The sequence below is a fragment of the Kocuria atrinae C3-8 genome (assembly GCF_000286355.1).
Taxonomy (GTDB): domain Bacteria; phylum Actinomycetota; class Actinomycetes; order Actinomycetales; family Micrococcaceae; genus Kocuria; species Kocuria atrinae_A.
The window spans coordinates 1-13,291 of the sequence record NZ_AJXN01000028.1; the positions used below are offsets into that span (position 1 = coordinate 1).

Here is a 13,291-nt window from a genome sequence, read left to right on the forward strand (position 1 = left end):
GAGAGCTACGGGACTTCCTTAGATCTATGGTTAGTTATCCCCGATTTCCGGTATGGAATCGGTAATAGGGAACCTTAAACCACGCGCTTATAGGCCCGAGTACGAGTGCAGACCCGGGAAGTACACGTTGACCACGGTGAAGTTGAAGACCACGCAGAGGTAGCCGACGATCGACAGCCACGCGGAACGGTTGCCGTTCCAGCCGCGCGTCACGCGGGCGTGCATGTAGGCGGCGTAGACGGTCCAGATCACGAAGGTCCAGACTTCCTTGGTGTCCCAGCCCCAGAACCGACCCCAGGCCTGGTCGGCCCAGATGGCGCCGGCGGCCAGGGTGAAGGTCCAGAACACGAAGCCCACGGAGTTCAGGCGGAACGCGAAGTTCTCCAGGGTGGTCGAGTTGGGAACCACGCGCAGGAAGCCCAGCTTGGTGTCCTCGCCCATGGCCATGTTCTTCTCCCGACGGGACTGCAGCAGCTGCAGCACGGCCATGGCGAAGGTAATGGTGAACAGGCCGGAGGCCGCCACGGCGATGGACACGTGGATGATCAGCCAGTAGGACTGCAGCGCCGGGGGCAGCGGCGAGACCGGGGTGGGGAACGCGATGGTGGCCGCGCACAGCATGAGCAGCACCAGGCCGGTGACCATGGGACCCACGAAACGCAGGTCCTTGAAAATCAGAGTGACCAGGTAGACACCTGCCACCACGAGTGCACCGGTGGAGCAGAACTCGTACATGTTGGCCCAGCACGCGGTCCGCGGCAATGCCACGGGCCACCACGGCAAAGGCGTGCAGCAGGAACGCGATGCCCATGACCACCACGGCCGCACGGGCTGCCGGGCGGCTGATGGAGTCCTTGTAGTTGAGGGCCTCGAACTCGTCGGCTCCCTTGGAGCGAGCGTCCGCGGTGGTGCGGAACTCGCCTGCGACCGGACCGCCCGCGGAGGTGCCGGAACCGGCGCCACCGTGACGAGCGGCGTCGTCACCCGCGCTGGGGCCAGACGAGGTGGCCGAGGCGCTCACGGAACCGCCGCGCGAACCAGCGCCCACGAGCTCCCTGGAGTCCTCACGATTGGTGGCGCCCTGCCGCTCGGCGTCGCGCTGAGCCTTGCCGATGGCCTTGGAGTGCGAGGCCATGTCCCACACGAAGGCCACGAACGCGACCAGGTAGGTGAAGGCCGCCAGGAGCATGAACCACTCGCTCCAGACACCTAACGTTTCGTTGATATTGCTACCCATAGATCACTCACGCCTTATCTGACGAGTTGAGGGGGAAATCGCGCACACCGCGGTCTTCCCACAGCGAGGTCCACAAGGCTGTCAGCTTCTCGGCTTCCGCTCCCAAGCGGTGATCCTCACCGCGAGCCAACAGTCCGTATTCCAGAACAGTACACTGCACGCCATTGTGGTCCTGGCCCACATACGCGCGCACCCACGCCCTGCGACGGGCGATGAACAGGGACATGATCAGTCCCACGAAAGCGGCCACGAACGAGATGAACGCGGGGATGCGTCCCGGATCGTTGTGGATGTCCAATCCCACGTACCGCTTGACGTCCACGAACTCGATGGTGCCCTTGCCGTCCGGCAGCTCGGCCGAACGGTTGGCGCCGTCCAGGGTGATGGCGCCGTTGTCGGACATCATCGAATTCATCTCTGTCAGCGAATCCACATCCAGAACGTAGACGTTCTGGGATTCACCGTTGTCCAGGCCCAGATCACCAAAGTAGGAGGACATGATCAGCACCGGATTGCTGAGCCCCGGGTCCACGGAGCGGGGCATCGTGCCTTCGTCCATGACCGCTGTGGGCAGCAACAGACCCACGAAACCGAGCTGGTCCGGAGCGGCGTCCGGCACCTTGAGCACGAGCGAGGAGGTGTAAACGGAGTCGGTGGGGATGGTCACCACGGGACCCTCATACGCCACGTCGCCCTCGCCGTCCGTCACGCGAATCACGGGGGCGTAGCCGTTGCCCACCAGGTACAGCTTGGTGCCGCCCACATTGAGGGGCTCGTTGACCTTGAGCTTCTCGCTCTTCTCCTGCGCACCGGACTCATCGGTCACGGTCACGTCCGCCTCGAAGTCCGTGGGAGCTCCGTACTGCGCGGGGTCGGTGGTGTCTCGGTGGAAGTCGCCTGGAAATTGTCCAGGCGCACCGAGAACGGGTTGAGCCAATCCGCGTTGAAGTTGGTGCCCGGAGTGAAGGAGTCGTAGGCCACCAGCGTGTTCACGAAGGACTCGTCCTCGATGATGATCTTCTGGCCCTTGTACCCGAACAGCGAGCCGATCGCCACGGAGATCAGGACACCCAGCAGCGCCACGTGGAAGAGGATGTTGCCCACTTCCTTCCACATGCCGCGCTCGGCACCCACGGACGGCGTCTCGCCGTCCAGATCGCGGGCCTCCACGCGGTAGCCACGCTTCTTGAGTGCCTTGGTTGCGTCCTGGATCGCTTCCGACGGCGACGGCGCCGCGGCACCATCGCGCCCACCCAGCAGCACGCGGCGGTACTGCGGCAGGCGGGTGAGCCGCTTGGGGGTGCGCGGTGGCTTGGAGCGCCACGCCTTGTAGTGCTGGGCCGCACGCGGAAGTACGCAACCGACCAGCGAAATGAACAACAACAGGTAGATCGCGGAGAACCAGTAGGACGAGAACACGTCGAACAACTGGAAGCGATCCAACCACGGGCCGGAGGTGGGGTTGGCCTCGATGTAGGTGTTGACAGCGTCCGGGTCCTGGATGCGCTGGGGGAACATCGAACCGGGCACCGCGGCAATGGCCAGCATGAGCAACAGCACGAGTGCCGTGGACATCTTGGTCAGCTGTGTCCACGCCCACCGGAGCATCCCCAGGGGGCCGAGTGCGGGCACCGCTGGAGAATCGTTGCGGTTGCCCTTCTGGTCACGCTTGTCGCGCACCTGCGTCATATCGGCATCACCCAATCGGTTACGAACTCGGCTTGAATCCAGGAGACCAGAGCGGACCATATGCCCGTGGCCATGGCCAGACCAATCAGCACGAGGACGGCACCGCCCACGCGTTGCAGCGTGAGACGGTGACGGCGGAAGAATTTCATGGCGCCCATCCCCCGGCGCAGCGCCAGGGCAATCAGCACGAACGGGATGCCCAGTCCCAGGCAGTAGGCGGTCGTGAGGATCACGGCCTTACCGGTGGAGGCACCGTCCACGTAAACCAGTGCCTGCACGGCGGCGAAGGTGGGTCCGATGCACGGCGCCCACCCCAGACCGAAGGTCATGCCGAGCAACGGCGCGCCCCATAGCCCGGGCGGTGGTTTCCGCTCGATCTTGCGATCGCGCTGGAACCACGAGAAACCACCCATGAACACGACGCCCATGAGGATCACGAGGATACCGAGCACCACCATGATCCACTGCTGCCCCAGGAACCACGCGAAGGCACCCAACTGGGCCAACACCACGGACATCAACACGAACACCGCGGAGAATCCCAGCACGAACAGCAGCACGCCCATGAACACGCGGCCGCGCTTCTGGTCCTGCAGATCCACGCCGGTCAAGCCGGTCACATATCCCAGGTACCCGGGGACCAGCGGCAGCACACACGGTGAGGCGAAAGAGACGAGTCCCGCGAGCAGCGCCACGGGTAGCGCGGCAATCAGTGAACCGTCGAGGATGACCTCGGCGAAGGGATTGCCGCTCATACCGTCTCGGCACCGTGTCCTTGATGAGGGCGTTCAGGGTGGAATGATCAGCCTTTCCCAACACGCGAGCCGCAACGCGACCCTCGGAGTCAAGCACCAGGGTGGTGGGTACGGCCTGCGGCGGAACATAGTCGCTCAACGCGAGGAGCACCTCGCCGTTGAGGTCCGAGGCGGAGGGATAAGGAATCTCGAAGGTGCGCTCGAAGGCTTCCGAGGTGGCCTTCTGATCGCGCAGATTCACGCCCATGAATGTGGCGTCGCCCTCGTAGTCCTTTGCGAGGCTCACCAGATCGGGAGCCTCCGCACGGCACGGCGCGCAGCCCGCGTACCAGAAGTTCAGCACGGTGGTTTCACCGCGCAGATCTTCGGCGGAGACGGTGGAACCGTCGAACATCTTGGCCTCGAACTCGACCGGTTCTCCGCGCTCACCGGGCGCGTATTCGCTCACGGAGCCGTCCCCGGCCACGTAGCCCTTGTTGCCGCCCTCATTGGCCTGCTGCGCCAGATTGTCCGAGCCCGAGCCACCGCACGCGGTCAGTGCCAGCGCGGCGCACACGGACAACGACGCCGCCGCAGCGCGAGTGCGCGAACGGCGCGGACGAGCGGTTTGAGCGGAACGGTCTCTGGCCAATTTCACGGAGATGTCACCTGACGGTACGGGGTGGGATTCGGGAGCAATTATGAGCCGGGAAGCTGGTTGACGCCTGAGTAGAAGTGCGCCGCGGGCTCCCGGTAACTGACCCGCGGAACGGCCGGCTCATCCACGTCGTCAAAGGTCAGGGAGGTGACGGACGCGAGATTGCACTCGCGGCGCCGGGGGTCGTGCGGCAGCGGACGGCCCTCGACCGACAAGCGTGTCAACCAGATCGGCAACTGGTGGGATACGGCAATGGCCTGAGCGCCGTCGCCACCGATCTCCACCGCGCGGCGGGCAAGATCGCGGACGGCCTCAGCCATGCGCGCGACCTGCTGTCGGTAGGGCTCGCCCCACGAGGGACGCAGCGGTTGAGCATGTAGGGCCAGTGCTTAGGGTTGGCCAGTTCCTGGCCGTCCACGTGCAAGCCCTGGAAGTGATTGCGGGGTTCGATGATGCGCTCTTCGGTGACCACGTCCAACCCGAGTTCACGGGCAACGGGAGCTGCGGTTTCCCGGGCACGCGTGAGCGGCGAGGAGGCCAGCACAACGTAGCGGTCACCCTGGTTCACGCGCTCCCTGAAGTCCGCCGCAGCGGCCTCCGCCATGCGCGCACCGAGCTCGGACAAATGGAAATCCGGCATGCGGCCGTAAACGATGGCGTCAGGGTTGTGAACCTGGCCATGGCGCAGCAAATGAACGGTCGCAGAAGGCATGGTTACAGTCTCTCAAAACCCCGGCTCCCGCCCAATTCAGCGGCCTCCTAGGGAACTAACGGAACTGGCACCGATCACCCTGCGATTCCAGCTCAGCACTCCCCTCACCCGGCCCTAGATCAGCTCAGGATCTCGCGCAACCGCTTCTCGTCGATGCGCAGCTGATCCCACGGGGCACCGTCCACGAACACGACCGGGATGTAATTCGCGTAGTCGCGCAGCAGCGCGGTGTCCGTGGTGATGTCCACTTCCGAGAATTCACTGCCGGTGTCCTGGCACGCGGCCCTCACCACGGTCCGGGCGTCCTCGCACAGATGACAACCATCCCTGGTGAGCAACGTCACTCGATGCGCCGGCGGATTGGCCGCCCAGTTTTCTGCAGACAGCAGCGGCTTCTTGGGATTCTGCAGCGAGCTCATGTGCCCATGCTACGGGTACGGAAAAGGCCCCGTTCCGCATGGAACGAGGCCTACCGCGAAGTCGCTTACTTCTTGTTGCGACGCTGGTGACGAGTCTTGCGAAGCAGCTTGCGGTGCTTCTTCTTGGACATACGCTTGCGGCGCTTCTTAATGACTGAACCCATAGGATCCCTCGCATTGTTGTAGACGTTGGCTGTTTGTTCGGGTCGTGCGTGAACACCACCCCGCCGCCGGTCAAACCAGGCGGCAAAATCCGATGAACGGCAAACTATTGATCCACCTTACCGCCTGTGGGGCGAATCCCTGAAAATGAGGGATCAGGCGCTGGCCTGCCGGCGGCCCTTCAAGCCCACCGGGGCATTCTCCGCCGACGCCGCCGCATCACCCTGGTCATCCGCCTCACCGTTACGACCGCGATCGGGATCGACCCCGGCCTCCTGGTACTGGTACGTGATGTGCTCCACGGTCAACCGCGAGGCCATCTGGAAGTCACCGGCCTCCAGTGCACTACAGATCGCACGGTGTTCTGCGCGGATCCGGCTGGAGGTCGTCGACCAGAGCGGGACGTGGCCCACCAGCGCCATGGTGTATTCGTACACGGAATCGCGCAGTGCGGTGAACAACGCCGTGATCGCGGTATTGCCGGAGCACTTGACCAGGGCAATATGAAAGCTCACGTATAAATTGTGGAACTGCTTCAAACCCAGATCGTCGCGGTCCATTTCCGCCATGATGGCGCGTAATTCCGCGAGCGGAACATGTTTTTCCGACGCATTCTCCAGCGACCAGGATTCCAATTCCATGCGGGCCTGAACAATGTCGCGCAATGGGTACTCAGACGTGGCCATGTGCAGCTGCAGGGCAGGCCCCGCTGAGGCCGCCGGCTCGCGCACCAGGATGGGCAGGATGGACCGGTGCGGTCCATCGAAGAGCTTGATGATCCCCTGAGACTCGAGCACCTTCAGGGTCTCCCGCATGGAGTTACGCGAGACCCTGAAGATTGCCGCGAGGTCTTTGTCAGTGGGCAGTTGCTGACCCAGCACAAGGTTGCCGTCGAACAGCTCGTTCTCGAGCCATTGCAGAACCTCACGATGAGTTGCCATGGTCACCAGCCTAAAATCGTCAGTCGAGCACGTGCCAACCTCAGCAGATGCTTCGACTCACGAGCTTACTGGGTATGACTGGGAAATCAGATCAGACCCTGGGCTGACATTGCGCGTGCCACCTTGATGAATCCGGCAATATTCGCGCCGGCCACATAGTTGCCGGGCATGCCGTATTCATCGGCGGTTTCAGCACAACGGTGGTGAATACCGCGCATGATTTCTTGCAAACGCTGCTGGGTGTAGTCAAAAGTCCACGAATCGCGGGAAGCGTTCTGCTGCATTTCCAGTGCGGAGGTTGCCACACCGCCGGCGTTGGCTGCCTTACCGGGCGCGAAGAGGATGTCTGCGTCCTGGAAGATACGGACTGCCTCCGCGGTGGTGGGCATGTTGGCACCCTCAGCCACGACCTCAACGCCGTTGGCGAGCAGCTTCTTGGCCTGGCGGCCGTTGAGCTCGTTCTGGGTGGCGCACGGCAGAGCCACGGAACCCGGGACGTCCCACACGGAGCCGTCCGAGACGAACCGTGCACGGCCGCCCTTGCGTTCGGCGTACTGGCTGATACGGGCGCGTTCCACTTCCTTGACCTGCTTGAGCAGATCCAGGTCGATACCGTCCGGGTCCACCACGTAGCCGCTGGAGTCGGACGCAGTGAGCACCTTGGCACCCAGTGACTGTGCACGTTCAATCGCGTAGATCGCCACGTTGCCGGAACCGGACACGAGCATTTCGCGACCGTCCATGTCCTGGCCGCGGGTCTTGAGCATTTCCTCGGCGAACATCACGGTGCCGTAGCCGGTGGCCTCGGTGCGCACGAGCGAACCACCCCAGGCCAGGCCCTTGCCGGTCAGAACACCGGATTCGTAACGGTTGGTGATGCGCTTGTACTGGCCGAACAGGTAGCCGATCTCGCGGCCACCCACGCCGATGTCACCGGCGGGAACGTCCGTGTACTCACCGATGTGGCGGTACAGCTCGGTCATGAAGGACTGGCAGAAACGCATGATCTCGGAATCGGATCGCCCGGAGGGATCGAAGTCCGAACCGCCCTTACCGCCGCCGATGGGCATGCCGGTCAGGGAATTCTTGAAGATCTGTTCGAATCCCAGGAACTTGACGATGCCCAGGTACACCGAGGGGTGGAAGCGCAGGCCACCCTTGTACGGGCCCAGCGCCGAGTTGAACTCCACGCGGAAACCGCGGTTGATGTGCACGCGGCCGTTGTCGTCGGTCCAGGGCACACGGAAAATGATCTGGCGTTCGGGCTCGCAGATGCGCTCCAGAATGGCCGACTCGAGCAGCTCGGGGTGGCGTGCCACCACGGGGCCCAGCGATTCGAAGACTTCGTCGACTGCCTGATGGAACTCGGACTCGCCGGGGTTGCGAGCAATGACTGCCTGCCGAACCGGAATCAAATTCTCGTGCATGGGTCTCCTGCCGTCTATCGGTTGTAGGTGCTCACCGCGCCATCAACGCCGCGAGCTGCGCCCGCGCCGCCGGAACCCGGTCAGAGTGGACAGCAGACCACTTTGACGTCGGCGTGCGCCTCCGCTGCGTGCAGGGGGAATCCCGAACTCGGGTTTCGTGGAGTTCGAATCATCGGACTCGTCAGAATCCGCGCTGGACTCAGCGGACATAACGTCGGTGTTAGCCCCCACACTAGCGCCTGTGACCTCGACCTCCGTGTCCAAGGCAACAGCATCAGGAAGCGTTGAGATGTTGGAAACTTCGGAATCCTCCAGAAGTTCTTGCAGATTTTCCTGCCCAATTTCGGCTTCTTCGTCTGTAATCACATTGAATACTGGTGCTTCTGCAACCTCGGGTTCGGATTCCAGCGGCTCGGAGGTTTCGCTGATCTCCGCTTCCACGCGGTCCTGTTCGTGCTCCTCCACGGCCTGCGCTTGAGTGAACCACGGGAGGTTCCGGGGCTCCTCCGGGGCGGGGGCCTCGGCGGCAGGAAGGGCGTCTTCGTCGGAGTCCTGAGTGGCCTCGACAGGTTCCAGTTCAACCGCGCCATCCTCGGATGTTTGCTCGGTGACTGACGGTGCCACCGCTTCGGCGGTCTCTGCCTTCTCGACGGTTTCTGCCGTTTTCTCCGCATCGGCGGTCTCAGCAGACTCGGCAGCTGCGGTCAGTAGATCTTCGATCCACGCCGTGACGTCTCGCAGGGGTTGCGGTTCCACGCTGTAGAAACGCTTCTGACCCTCAGCGCGCGTTGCCACCAGTCCGGTGTCCCGCAGCACCTTGAGGTGCTTGGAGACGGTTGGCTGGGAGACTTCCAGTTCTTCGACCAACTCTCCCACCGGGCGTGAGCCGTTGCGGAGTGCGGACAGGATCCGCCGGCGGGTGGGATCGGAGAGAGCTGAATATGAATCATTGGCCATAGGAATCACCCTAAACGTGAATCCTGATCAGGCCCCAATCAGACTCAGTCGTACCAGGGTCCAGGCCCCACTGGGGGAAGACTTCCTTGCGCGTTGCCATGATGGACCGGTCGGTCTCGTCATTGGGGTCAAAGCCGATCTCCCACGAACGCCACCATAGATCCACGTTGTCACCCATCATCTCGGGTGCGTGACCGCCGTACTTCTCGTTCATGTAGTCACGCCAATCCTGCGGAATGGCAGTGGTCACGGCGACCGGATGGCCGCTGGCGATGCCAACCAGGTGTGCCCAGGAGCGCGGTACGGCGTCGTGGCAGTCGTAACCGCCGCCACCTGTGGCGATCCAACGCCCCTCGCACACCTCGTCTGCCAGTTCGGATATCGACAGGGCAATCTGGCGCTGGCCGTCGATGCTGACGCGCAAGTGCGTGAGTTCGTCCTGGAAGTGGGAATCGCAGCCGTGCTGGGACACGATCACCTCGGGACGGAACTCGCGGACGAGAGGCGGCACCACGCGTCGTAGGCGCGCAACCACTGGGAATCGTCCGCGCGGGTGGGCATGGCCACGTTGACCGACGTGCCCGCGCACTGGCCCTCGCCGATCTCGTTGGCAAAACCCGTTCCGGGGAACAGCGACAGGCCCGTCTCGTGGAGGGAAATGGTAATGACGCGGGGGTCGTCAAAGAAAATGGACTGGGTGCCGTCACCGTGGTGGCCGTCCACGTCGATGTAAACCACGCGCTGCACACCGTTGTCGAGCAGATGCTGGATGGCCACGGCGCAGTCGTTGTAGACGCAGAAACCGCTGGCCTTGTCGCGTGCCGCATGGTGCATGCCGCCGCCGAAGTTGACGGCGTGGACGGCCTTGCCGTCCAAAATGTCCACGGCGCCTGATACGTGCCGCCCACCAGCCGGGCGCTGGATTCGTGAATCCCCTCGTAACCGGGGGTGTCCTCCGTGCCCAGCCCACATTCCGGGATTTCCCGCGTGGGGTCTTCGGACACGGCGTGGACCGACTTCACGTACTCCGCGGAGTGAGCCAGCTGGAGCACCTGATCGTCCGGGACCTCGGGGACTTCGATGCGCACGTTCTCCGCAGTGTCCAAGCCCAGTTGCTGCACCAGCCGCATGGTCGCGTCCAGACGGGACGGACGCATGGGGTGGTAATCCCCAAAGTTGTACTTGAGCAACTGGGGATCCCAATAAACACTGGTGGGGTACACGGCGCCTTTACCGTTTGTTGCGGGGCTCACACTCCCATTAGACCATTGACCACGCCTCGCTGGGCCGTGCATTGCACTGTGACGAAGAAATTAGGGCAATAATGTCCTGACTGCCCCGCGTGCAGCCACTATGGATTCATCGCTTGTGACGTTGGAGGAGGTGCGGTGAGCGAGCTCGAAGAGGCCGACCCGGTCCCCGAACACCCCGCAACAATCCCCAACGATCCGCTCCCCACACGCATGGCGCGCGGGCTGCGCGATTTCGTGGACGGAATCGCCAACTCCTCACCGGCCCGCCTGGCCGTGATCGTATTCGTGATCGTGGACCTGGCCTTTGCTGCCCTGTTGTTATTGCCCGTGTCTGCGGCACCCGGCAAGAACACAAGTGTCGCGGACGCCATCTTCACCGCGACCTCCGCCGTAACCGTGACCGGACTGACCACGGTGTCCACGGCGGACCAGTGGTCCCTGTTCGGACAGGTGATCATCCTGGTGGCCATCCAGATCGGTGGCCTGGGCACACTCACCATGACCTCGCTCCTGGCGCTGGCCATCGGACGGAAACTGGGTCTGAAGTCCAAGCTGATCACCCAGGAGGCCCTCAACATCGGTCGTTTGGGCGAAGTGGGTTCGCTGCTGCGCATCATCGTGGTCACCTCCATAACCATTGAGGCCGCATTGACCGTGGTGCTGACACTGGGCTTTCTGGTGGCCGGCGAACCCGTCCACACTGCCCTGTGGCACGGTGTCTTCTACGGCATCTCGAGCTTCAACAACGCAGGGTTCACGCCCCACAGTGACGGTTTGGTGCCTTACGATCACACGGGCCTGGATTCGTGGCTGATCCTGTTCCCGATCTGCATCGGTGTGTTTCTGGGTTCACTGGGTTTCCCCGTGATCCTGGTGCTGCGCGAAGCGGGCTTCCGCTTCACCCGCTGGAACCTCAACGCCAAACTGACCCTGCTGACCACGGGTGTTCTGCTGGTCATCGGATGGCTGCTGTTCTCCAGCTTTGAGTGGGACAACCAGGCCACGATCGGCGAAAAGCCTGTGGGCGAGCGCATCTTCCACGGATTCTTCGCGTCAGTCATGATGCGCTCCGGTGGCTTCAACCTGGTGGACATGACGGACACCTCCCCTGTCACCCTGCTGCTCACGGACGCCTGATGTTCGTGGGTGGCGGCTCCGCATCCACCGCGGGCGGTATCAAGGTCACCACCCTGGCCGTCGTGTTCTTGGCGATCCTGGCCGAGGCACGCGGTGACAAGTCCGTGATCGCGTTCTTCCGAACCATCCCGGATTCGGTGCTGCGCATTGCCATTTCGGTCATCATGATGGGTGCCACCGTGGTGCTCACCGGTTCCGCCATTCTCGTGGGGCTCACGGGCCGTCCTCTGGATCACGTGCTGTTCGAGGTCATCTCCGCCTACGCCACGTGCGGGCTCAGCGTGGGGGTTTCCGCGGACGCCCCGGACGCCGGAAAATACGTACTGGCCATCATCATGCTCATCGGCCGTATCGGCACCAACACGGTAGCCACGGCACTCGCGCTGCGATCACGGCGTAGGTTGTACTCCTACCCGGAAGAAAGGCCCATCATTGGCTAAGAACTCCTCCCACTCCGCACCGGTCCTGGTGATCGGACTGGGCCGCTTCGGATCCGCCACCGCCCTGCAACTGGTCCGCCAAGGCAATGAGGTCATGGGTGTCGAGCGCGACGCCGCTCTGGTGCAGAAGATGTCCGGACAGCTCACGCACGTGGTCGAGGCCGAGGCCACGGACATCGACGCCCTTCGGCAGCTGGGAGCCAGCGATTTCACCGCGGCGGTCGTGGGCGTGGGCACCTCGATCGAGTCCTCTGTGTTGATCACCGCCAACCTGGTGGACCTGGGCATCGACCGGATCTGGGCCAAGGCCATCTCCCCCGCCCACGGCAAGATCCTGGCGCGCATCGGCGCGCACCATGTGATCTTCCCGGAGGCGGACGCCGGCCGCCGCACCGCGCATCTGGTGTCCGGTCGGTTGCTGGACTACATCGAATTCGACGACGATTTCGCAATCGTCAAGATGTACCCGCCTCGCGAGACTCAGGGGTTCACGCTGGGCGAGTCGGACGTGCGCTCCAAGTACGGCGTAACCGTGGTGGGCGTGAAATCTCCCGGCGAGGACTTCACCTACGCCCGCCCGGAAACCATGGTGACCTCACGAGACCTGTTGATCGTCTCCGGTCACGTGGATCTGATCGAACGCTTCGCCGCGCGGCCCTAGTTCGGATCGCAGCCGCGAGCCTAGGCTGGAGCCCCGGCACCGGGTCGGGAGCCATGCGAACAACAAGGGGTTGACCACCATGGGTGAATATCGCAGCGTCCGGGACGCGAGTCTCTGGGTTGAGGAACGCGGCCAGGGTGATCCCGTGCTCCTGCTCCACGGCGGCATGAGTGACGTTGACGAATTCGAGCCGACTCTTTTCGGCCTCGCGGACACGTTTCGTGTGGTCGGCTACGACCGTCGGGGGTTCGGGCGCACTGCCGATACCGGGAACTTCACCCTCACCGAGATGGCCGCCGACGCTGCCGCGGTCATTGAGTCGCTTGGCGCTGGTCCGGCGCACGTGATCGGTTACAGCGCGGGCGGGATGGTGGCCACGAGCCTGGCCCTTGAGCACCCCGAACTGGTGCGGTCCTTGACCGTGATTAGTTCCGCGCTCGGTGCGGAGGACTGGATCATCCGTCCTCAGCCGCCCACCGGGGATTCTCCGGACGCAGGCTACCCCGCCATGATCGTGGACCGCTGCGCCCAATTGTCACCGGACGGACCCGAACACTTCCCGGAACTCGTCCGCAAGGTCTCCGAGCTGGCAACCCAGGACGTGGCACCGGCGGACGCGCTGGCTGCTACCCGGGCCGGGCGTTGATCGTCAGCTCCGACGATGATCTGGTGACCCTGGAGAGCCAGCTCGCCCTCTACAGGACACTGCAAAAGGGGGAACTGGCCGTGGTCCCTGGAACGTCACACATGCTGATGTTCGAGAAGCCCCATGTGGTCACGGACATCATCCGCAATTTCCTGAATGGAGCGGAACCGACCACGTACTTCCCGATTCACCGGGCCAGGTCGGATAACTAGCGAGAG

The 13,291-nt window shown here is 63.4% G+C and carries 11 protein-coding genes and 5 pseudogenes; 4 read left to right on the forward strand and 12 right to left on the reverse strand.

Features of this window, described 5'->3' with window-relative positions; genetic code table 11:
- Window positions 1–87 precede the first annotated feature (87 nt).
- The 12 genes and pseudogenes from ccsB to YO9_RS0103735 form a co-directional block, all read right to left on the reverse strand.
- A pseudogene (gene ccsB, locus YO9_RS0103685) lies at window positions 88–1,237 on the reverse strand (c-type cytochrome biogenesis protein CcsB).
- A 7-nt stretch (window positions 1,238–1,244) separates the two neighbouring features.
- Window positions 1,245–2,069: a cytochrome c biogenesis ResB family protein gene (locus YO9_RS20535; protein WP_317259737.1), complete on the reverse strand. Its 825-nt coding sequence runs from the start codon at window positions 2,067–2,069 to the stop codon at window positions 1,245–1,247.
- Window positions 2,066–2,926, reverse strand: a complete 861-nt coding sequence (gene resB, locus YO9_RS20540) for a cytochrome c biogenesis protein ResB (protein ID WP_317259738.1) — start codon at window positions 2,924–2,926, stop codon at window positions 2,066–2,068. Before resB ends, YO9_RS20535 begins: the two co-directional genes overlap by 4 nt.
- A complete protein-coding gene (locus YO9_RS0103695) occupies window positions 2,923–3,681 on the reverse strand; it encodes a cytochrome c biogenesis CcdA family protein (RefSeq protein ID WP_016996290.1) in 759 nt (252 codons plus the stop codon). The genes resB and YO9_RS0103695 overlap by 4 nt, the downstream gene beginning before the upstream one ends.
- Window positions 3,682–3,724: 43 nt before the next feature.
- A pseudogene (locus tag YO9_RS16635) lies at window positions 3,725–4,318 on the reverse strand (TlpA family protein disulfide reductase); the annotation flags it as partial.
- A gap of 41 nt (window positions 4,319–4,359) precedes the next feature.
- A pseudogene (locus tag YO9_RS0103705) lies at window positions 4,360–5,030 on the reverse strand (histidine phosphatase family protein).
- 119 nt (window positions 5,031–5,149) lie between these two features.
- Complete coding sequence (locus YO9_RS0103710; RefSeq protein ID WP_016996294.1) at window positions 5,150–5,449, reverse strand: glutaredoxin family protein; 300 nt, start codon at window positions 5,447–5,449, stop codon at window positions 5,150–5,152.
- Window positions 5,450–5,514: 65 nt separating this feature from the next.
- Window positions 5,515–5,613, reverse strand: coding sequence for a 30S ribosomal protein bS22 (locus YO9_RS16640; protein ID WP_005504750.1), 99 nt, complete (start codon window positions 5,611–5,613; stop codon window positions 5,515–5,517).
- A gap of 153 nt (window positions 5,614–5,766) precedes the next feature.
- Window positions 5,767–6,552 (reverse strand): FadR/GntR family transcriptional regulator, encoded by a 786-nt coding sequence (locus tag YO9_RS0103720; protein ID WP_031272620.1) that lies wholly within the window; start codon window positions 6,550–6,552, stop codon window positions 5,767–5,769.
- Window positions 6,553–6,638: 86 nt separating this feature from the next.
- Window positions 6,639–7,979 (reverse strand): NADP-specific glutamate dehydrogenase, encoded by a 1,341-nt coding sequence (gene gdhA / locus YO9_RS0103725; protein ID WP_016996296.1) that lies wholly within the window; start codon window positions 7,977–7,979, stop codon window positions 6,639–6,641.
- A gap of 42 nt (window positions 7,980–8,021) precedes the next feature.
- The gene (locus YO9_RS16645; protein WP_016996297.1) at window positions 8,022–8,936 is read right to left on the reverse strand and encodes an ArsR/SmtB family transcription factor; all 915 of its coding nucleotides are present in this window, start codon (window positions 8,934–8,936) and stop codon (window positions 8,022–8,024) included.
- A gap of 10 nt (window positions 8,937–8,946) precedes the next feature.
- A pseudogene (locus YO9_RS0103735) lies at window positions 8,947–10,093 on the reverse strand (acetoin utilization protein AcuC).
- A gap of 231 nt (window positions 10,094–10,324) precedes the next feature.
- Here YO9_RS0103735 and YO9_RS0103740 point away from each other — a divergent pair.
- From YO9_RS0103740 to YO9_RS16650, 4 genes and pseudogenes are all read left to right on the forward strand, one after another.
- Window positions 10,325–11,766, forward strand: a pseudogene (locus YO9_RS0103740) (TrkH family potassium uptake protein).
- Window positions 11,759–12,427, forward strand: a complete 669-nt coding sequence (locus YO9_RS0103745) for a potassium channel family protein (RefSeq protein ID WP_016996299.1) — start codon at window positions 11,759–11,761, stop codon at window positions 12,425–12,427. The pseudogene YO9_RS0103740 and the gene YO9_RS0103745 overlap by 8 nt, the downstream one beginning before the upstream one ends.
- A gap of 79 nt (window positions 12,428–12,506) precedes the next feature.
- Window positions 12,507–13,073 (forward strand): alpha/beta fold hydrolase, encoded by a 567-nt coding sequence (locus tag YO9_RS0103750; RefSeq protein ID WP_223286053.1) that lies wholly within the window; start codon window positions 12,507–12,509, stop codon window positions 13,071–13,073.
- Between the two features lie 23 nt (window positions 13,074–13,096).
- On the forward strand, window positions 13,097–13,285 hold the full coding sequence (locus tag YO9_RS16650) for an alpha/beta fold hydrolase (protein WP_223286054.1): 189 nt from the start codon (window positions 13,097–13,099) through the stop codon (window positions 13,283–13,285).
- Window positions 13,286–13,291 lie beyond the last annotated feature (6 nt).

What these genes read in the sequence shown, in the direction of transcription:
- resB (WP_317259738.1), bottom strand. Translation starts at nt 2,926, where the DNA reads ATGACGCAGGTGCGCGACAAGCGTGACCAGAAGGGCAACCGCAACGAT.
- YO9_RS0103695 (WP_016996290.1), bottom strand. Translation starts at nt 3,681, where the DNA reads ATGAGCGGCAATCCCTTCGCCGAGGTCATCCTCGACGGTTCACTGATT.
- YO9_RS0103710 (WP_016996294.1), bottom strand. Translation starts at nt 5,449, where the DNA reads ATGAGCTCGCTGCAGAATCCCAAGAAGCCGCTGCTGTCTGCAGAAAAC.
- YO9_RS16640 (WP_005504750.1), bottom strand. Translation starts at nt 5,613, where the DNA reads ATGGGTTCAGTCATTAAGAAGCGCCGCAAGCGTATGTCCAAGAAGAAG.
- YO9_RS0103720 (WP_031272620.1), bottom strand. Translation starts at nt 6,552, where the DNA reads ATGGCAACTCATCGTGAGGTTCTGCAATGGCTCGAGAACGAGCTGTTC.
- gdhA (WP_016996296.1), bottom strand. Translation starts at nt 7,979, where the DNA reads ATGCACGAGAATTTGATTCCGGTTCGGCAGGCAGTCATTGCTCGCAAC.
- YO9_RS16645 (WP_016996297.1), bottom strand. Translation starts at nt 8,936, where the DNA reads ATGGCCAATGATTCATATTCAGCTCTCTCCGATCCCACCCGCCGGCGG.
- YO9_RS0103750 (WP_223286053.1), top strand. Translation starts at nt 12,507, where the DNA reads ATGGGTGAATATCGCAGCGTCCGGGACGCGAGTCTCTGGGTTGAGGAA.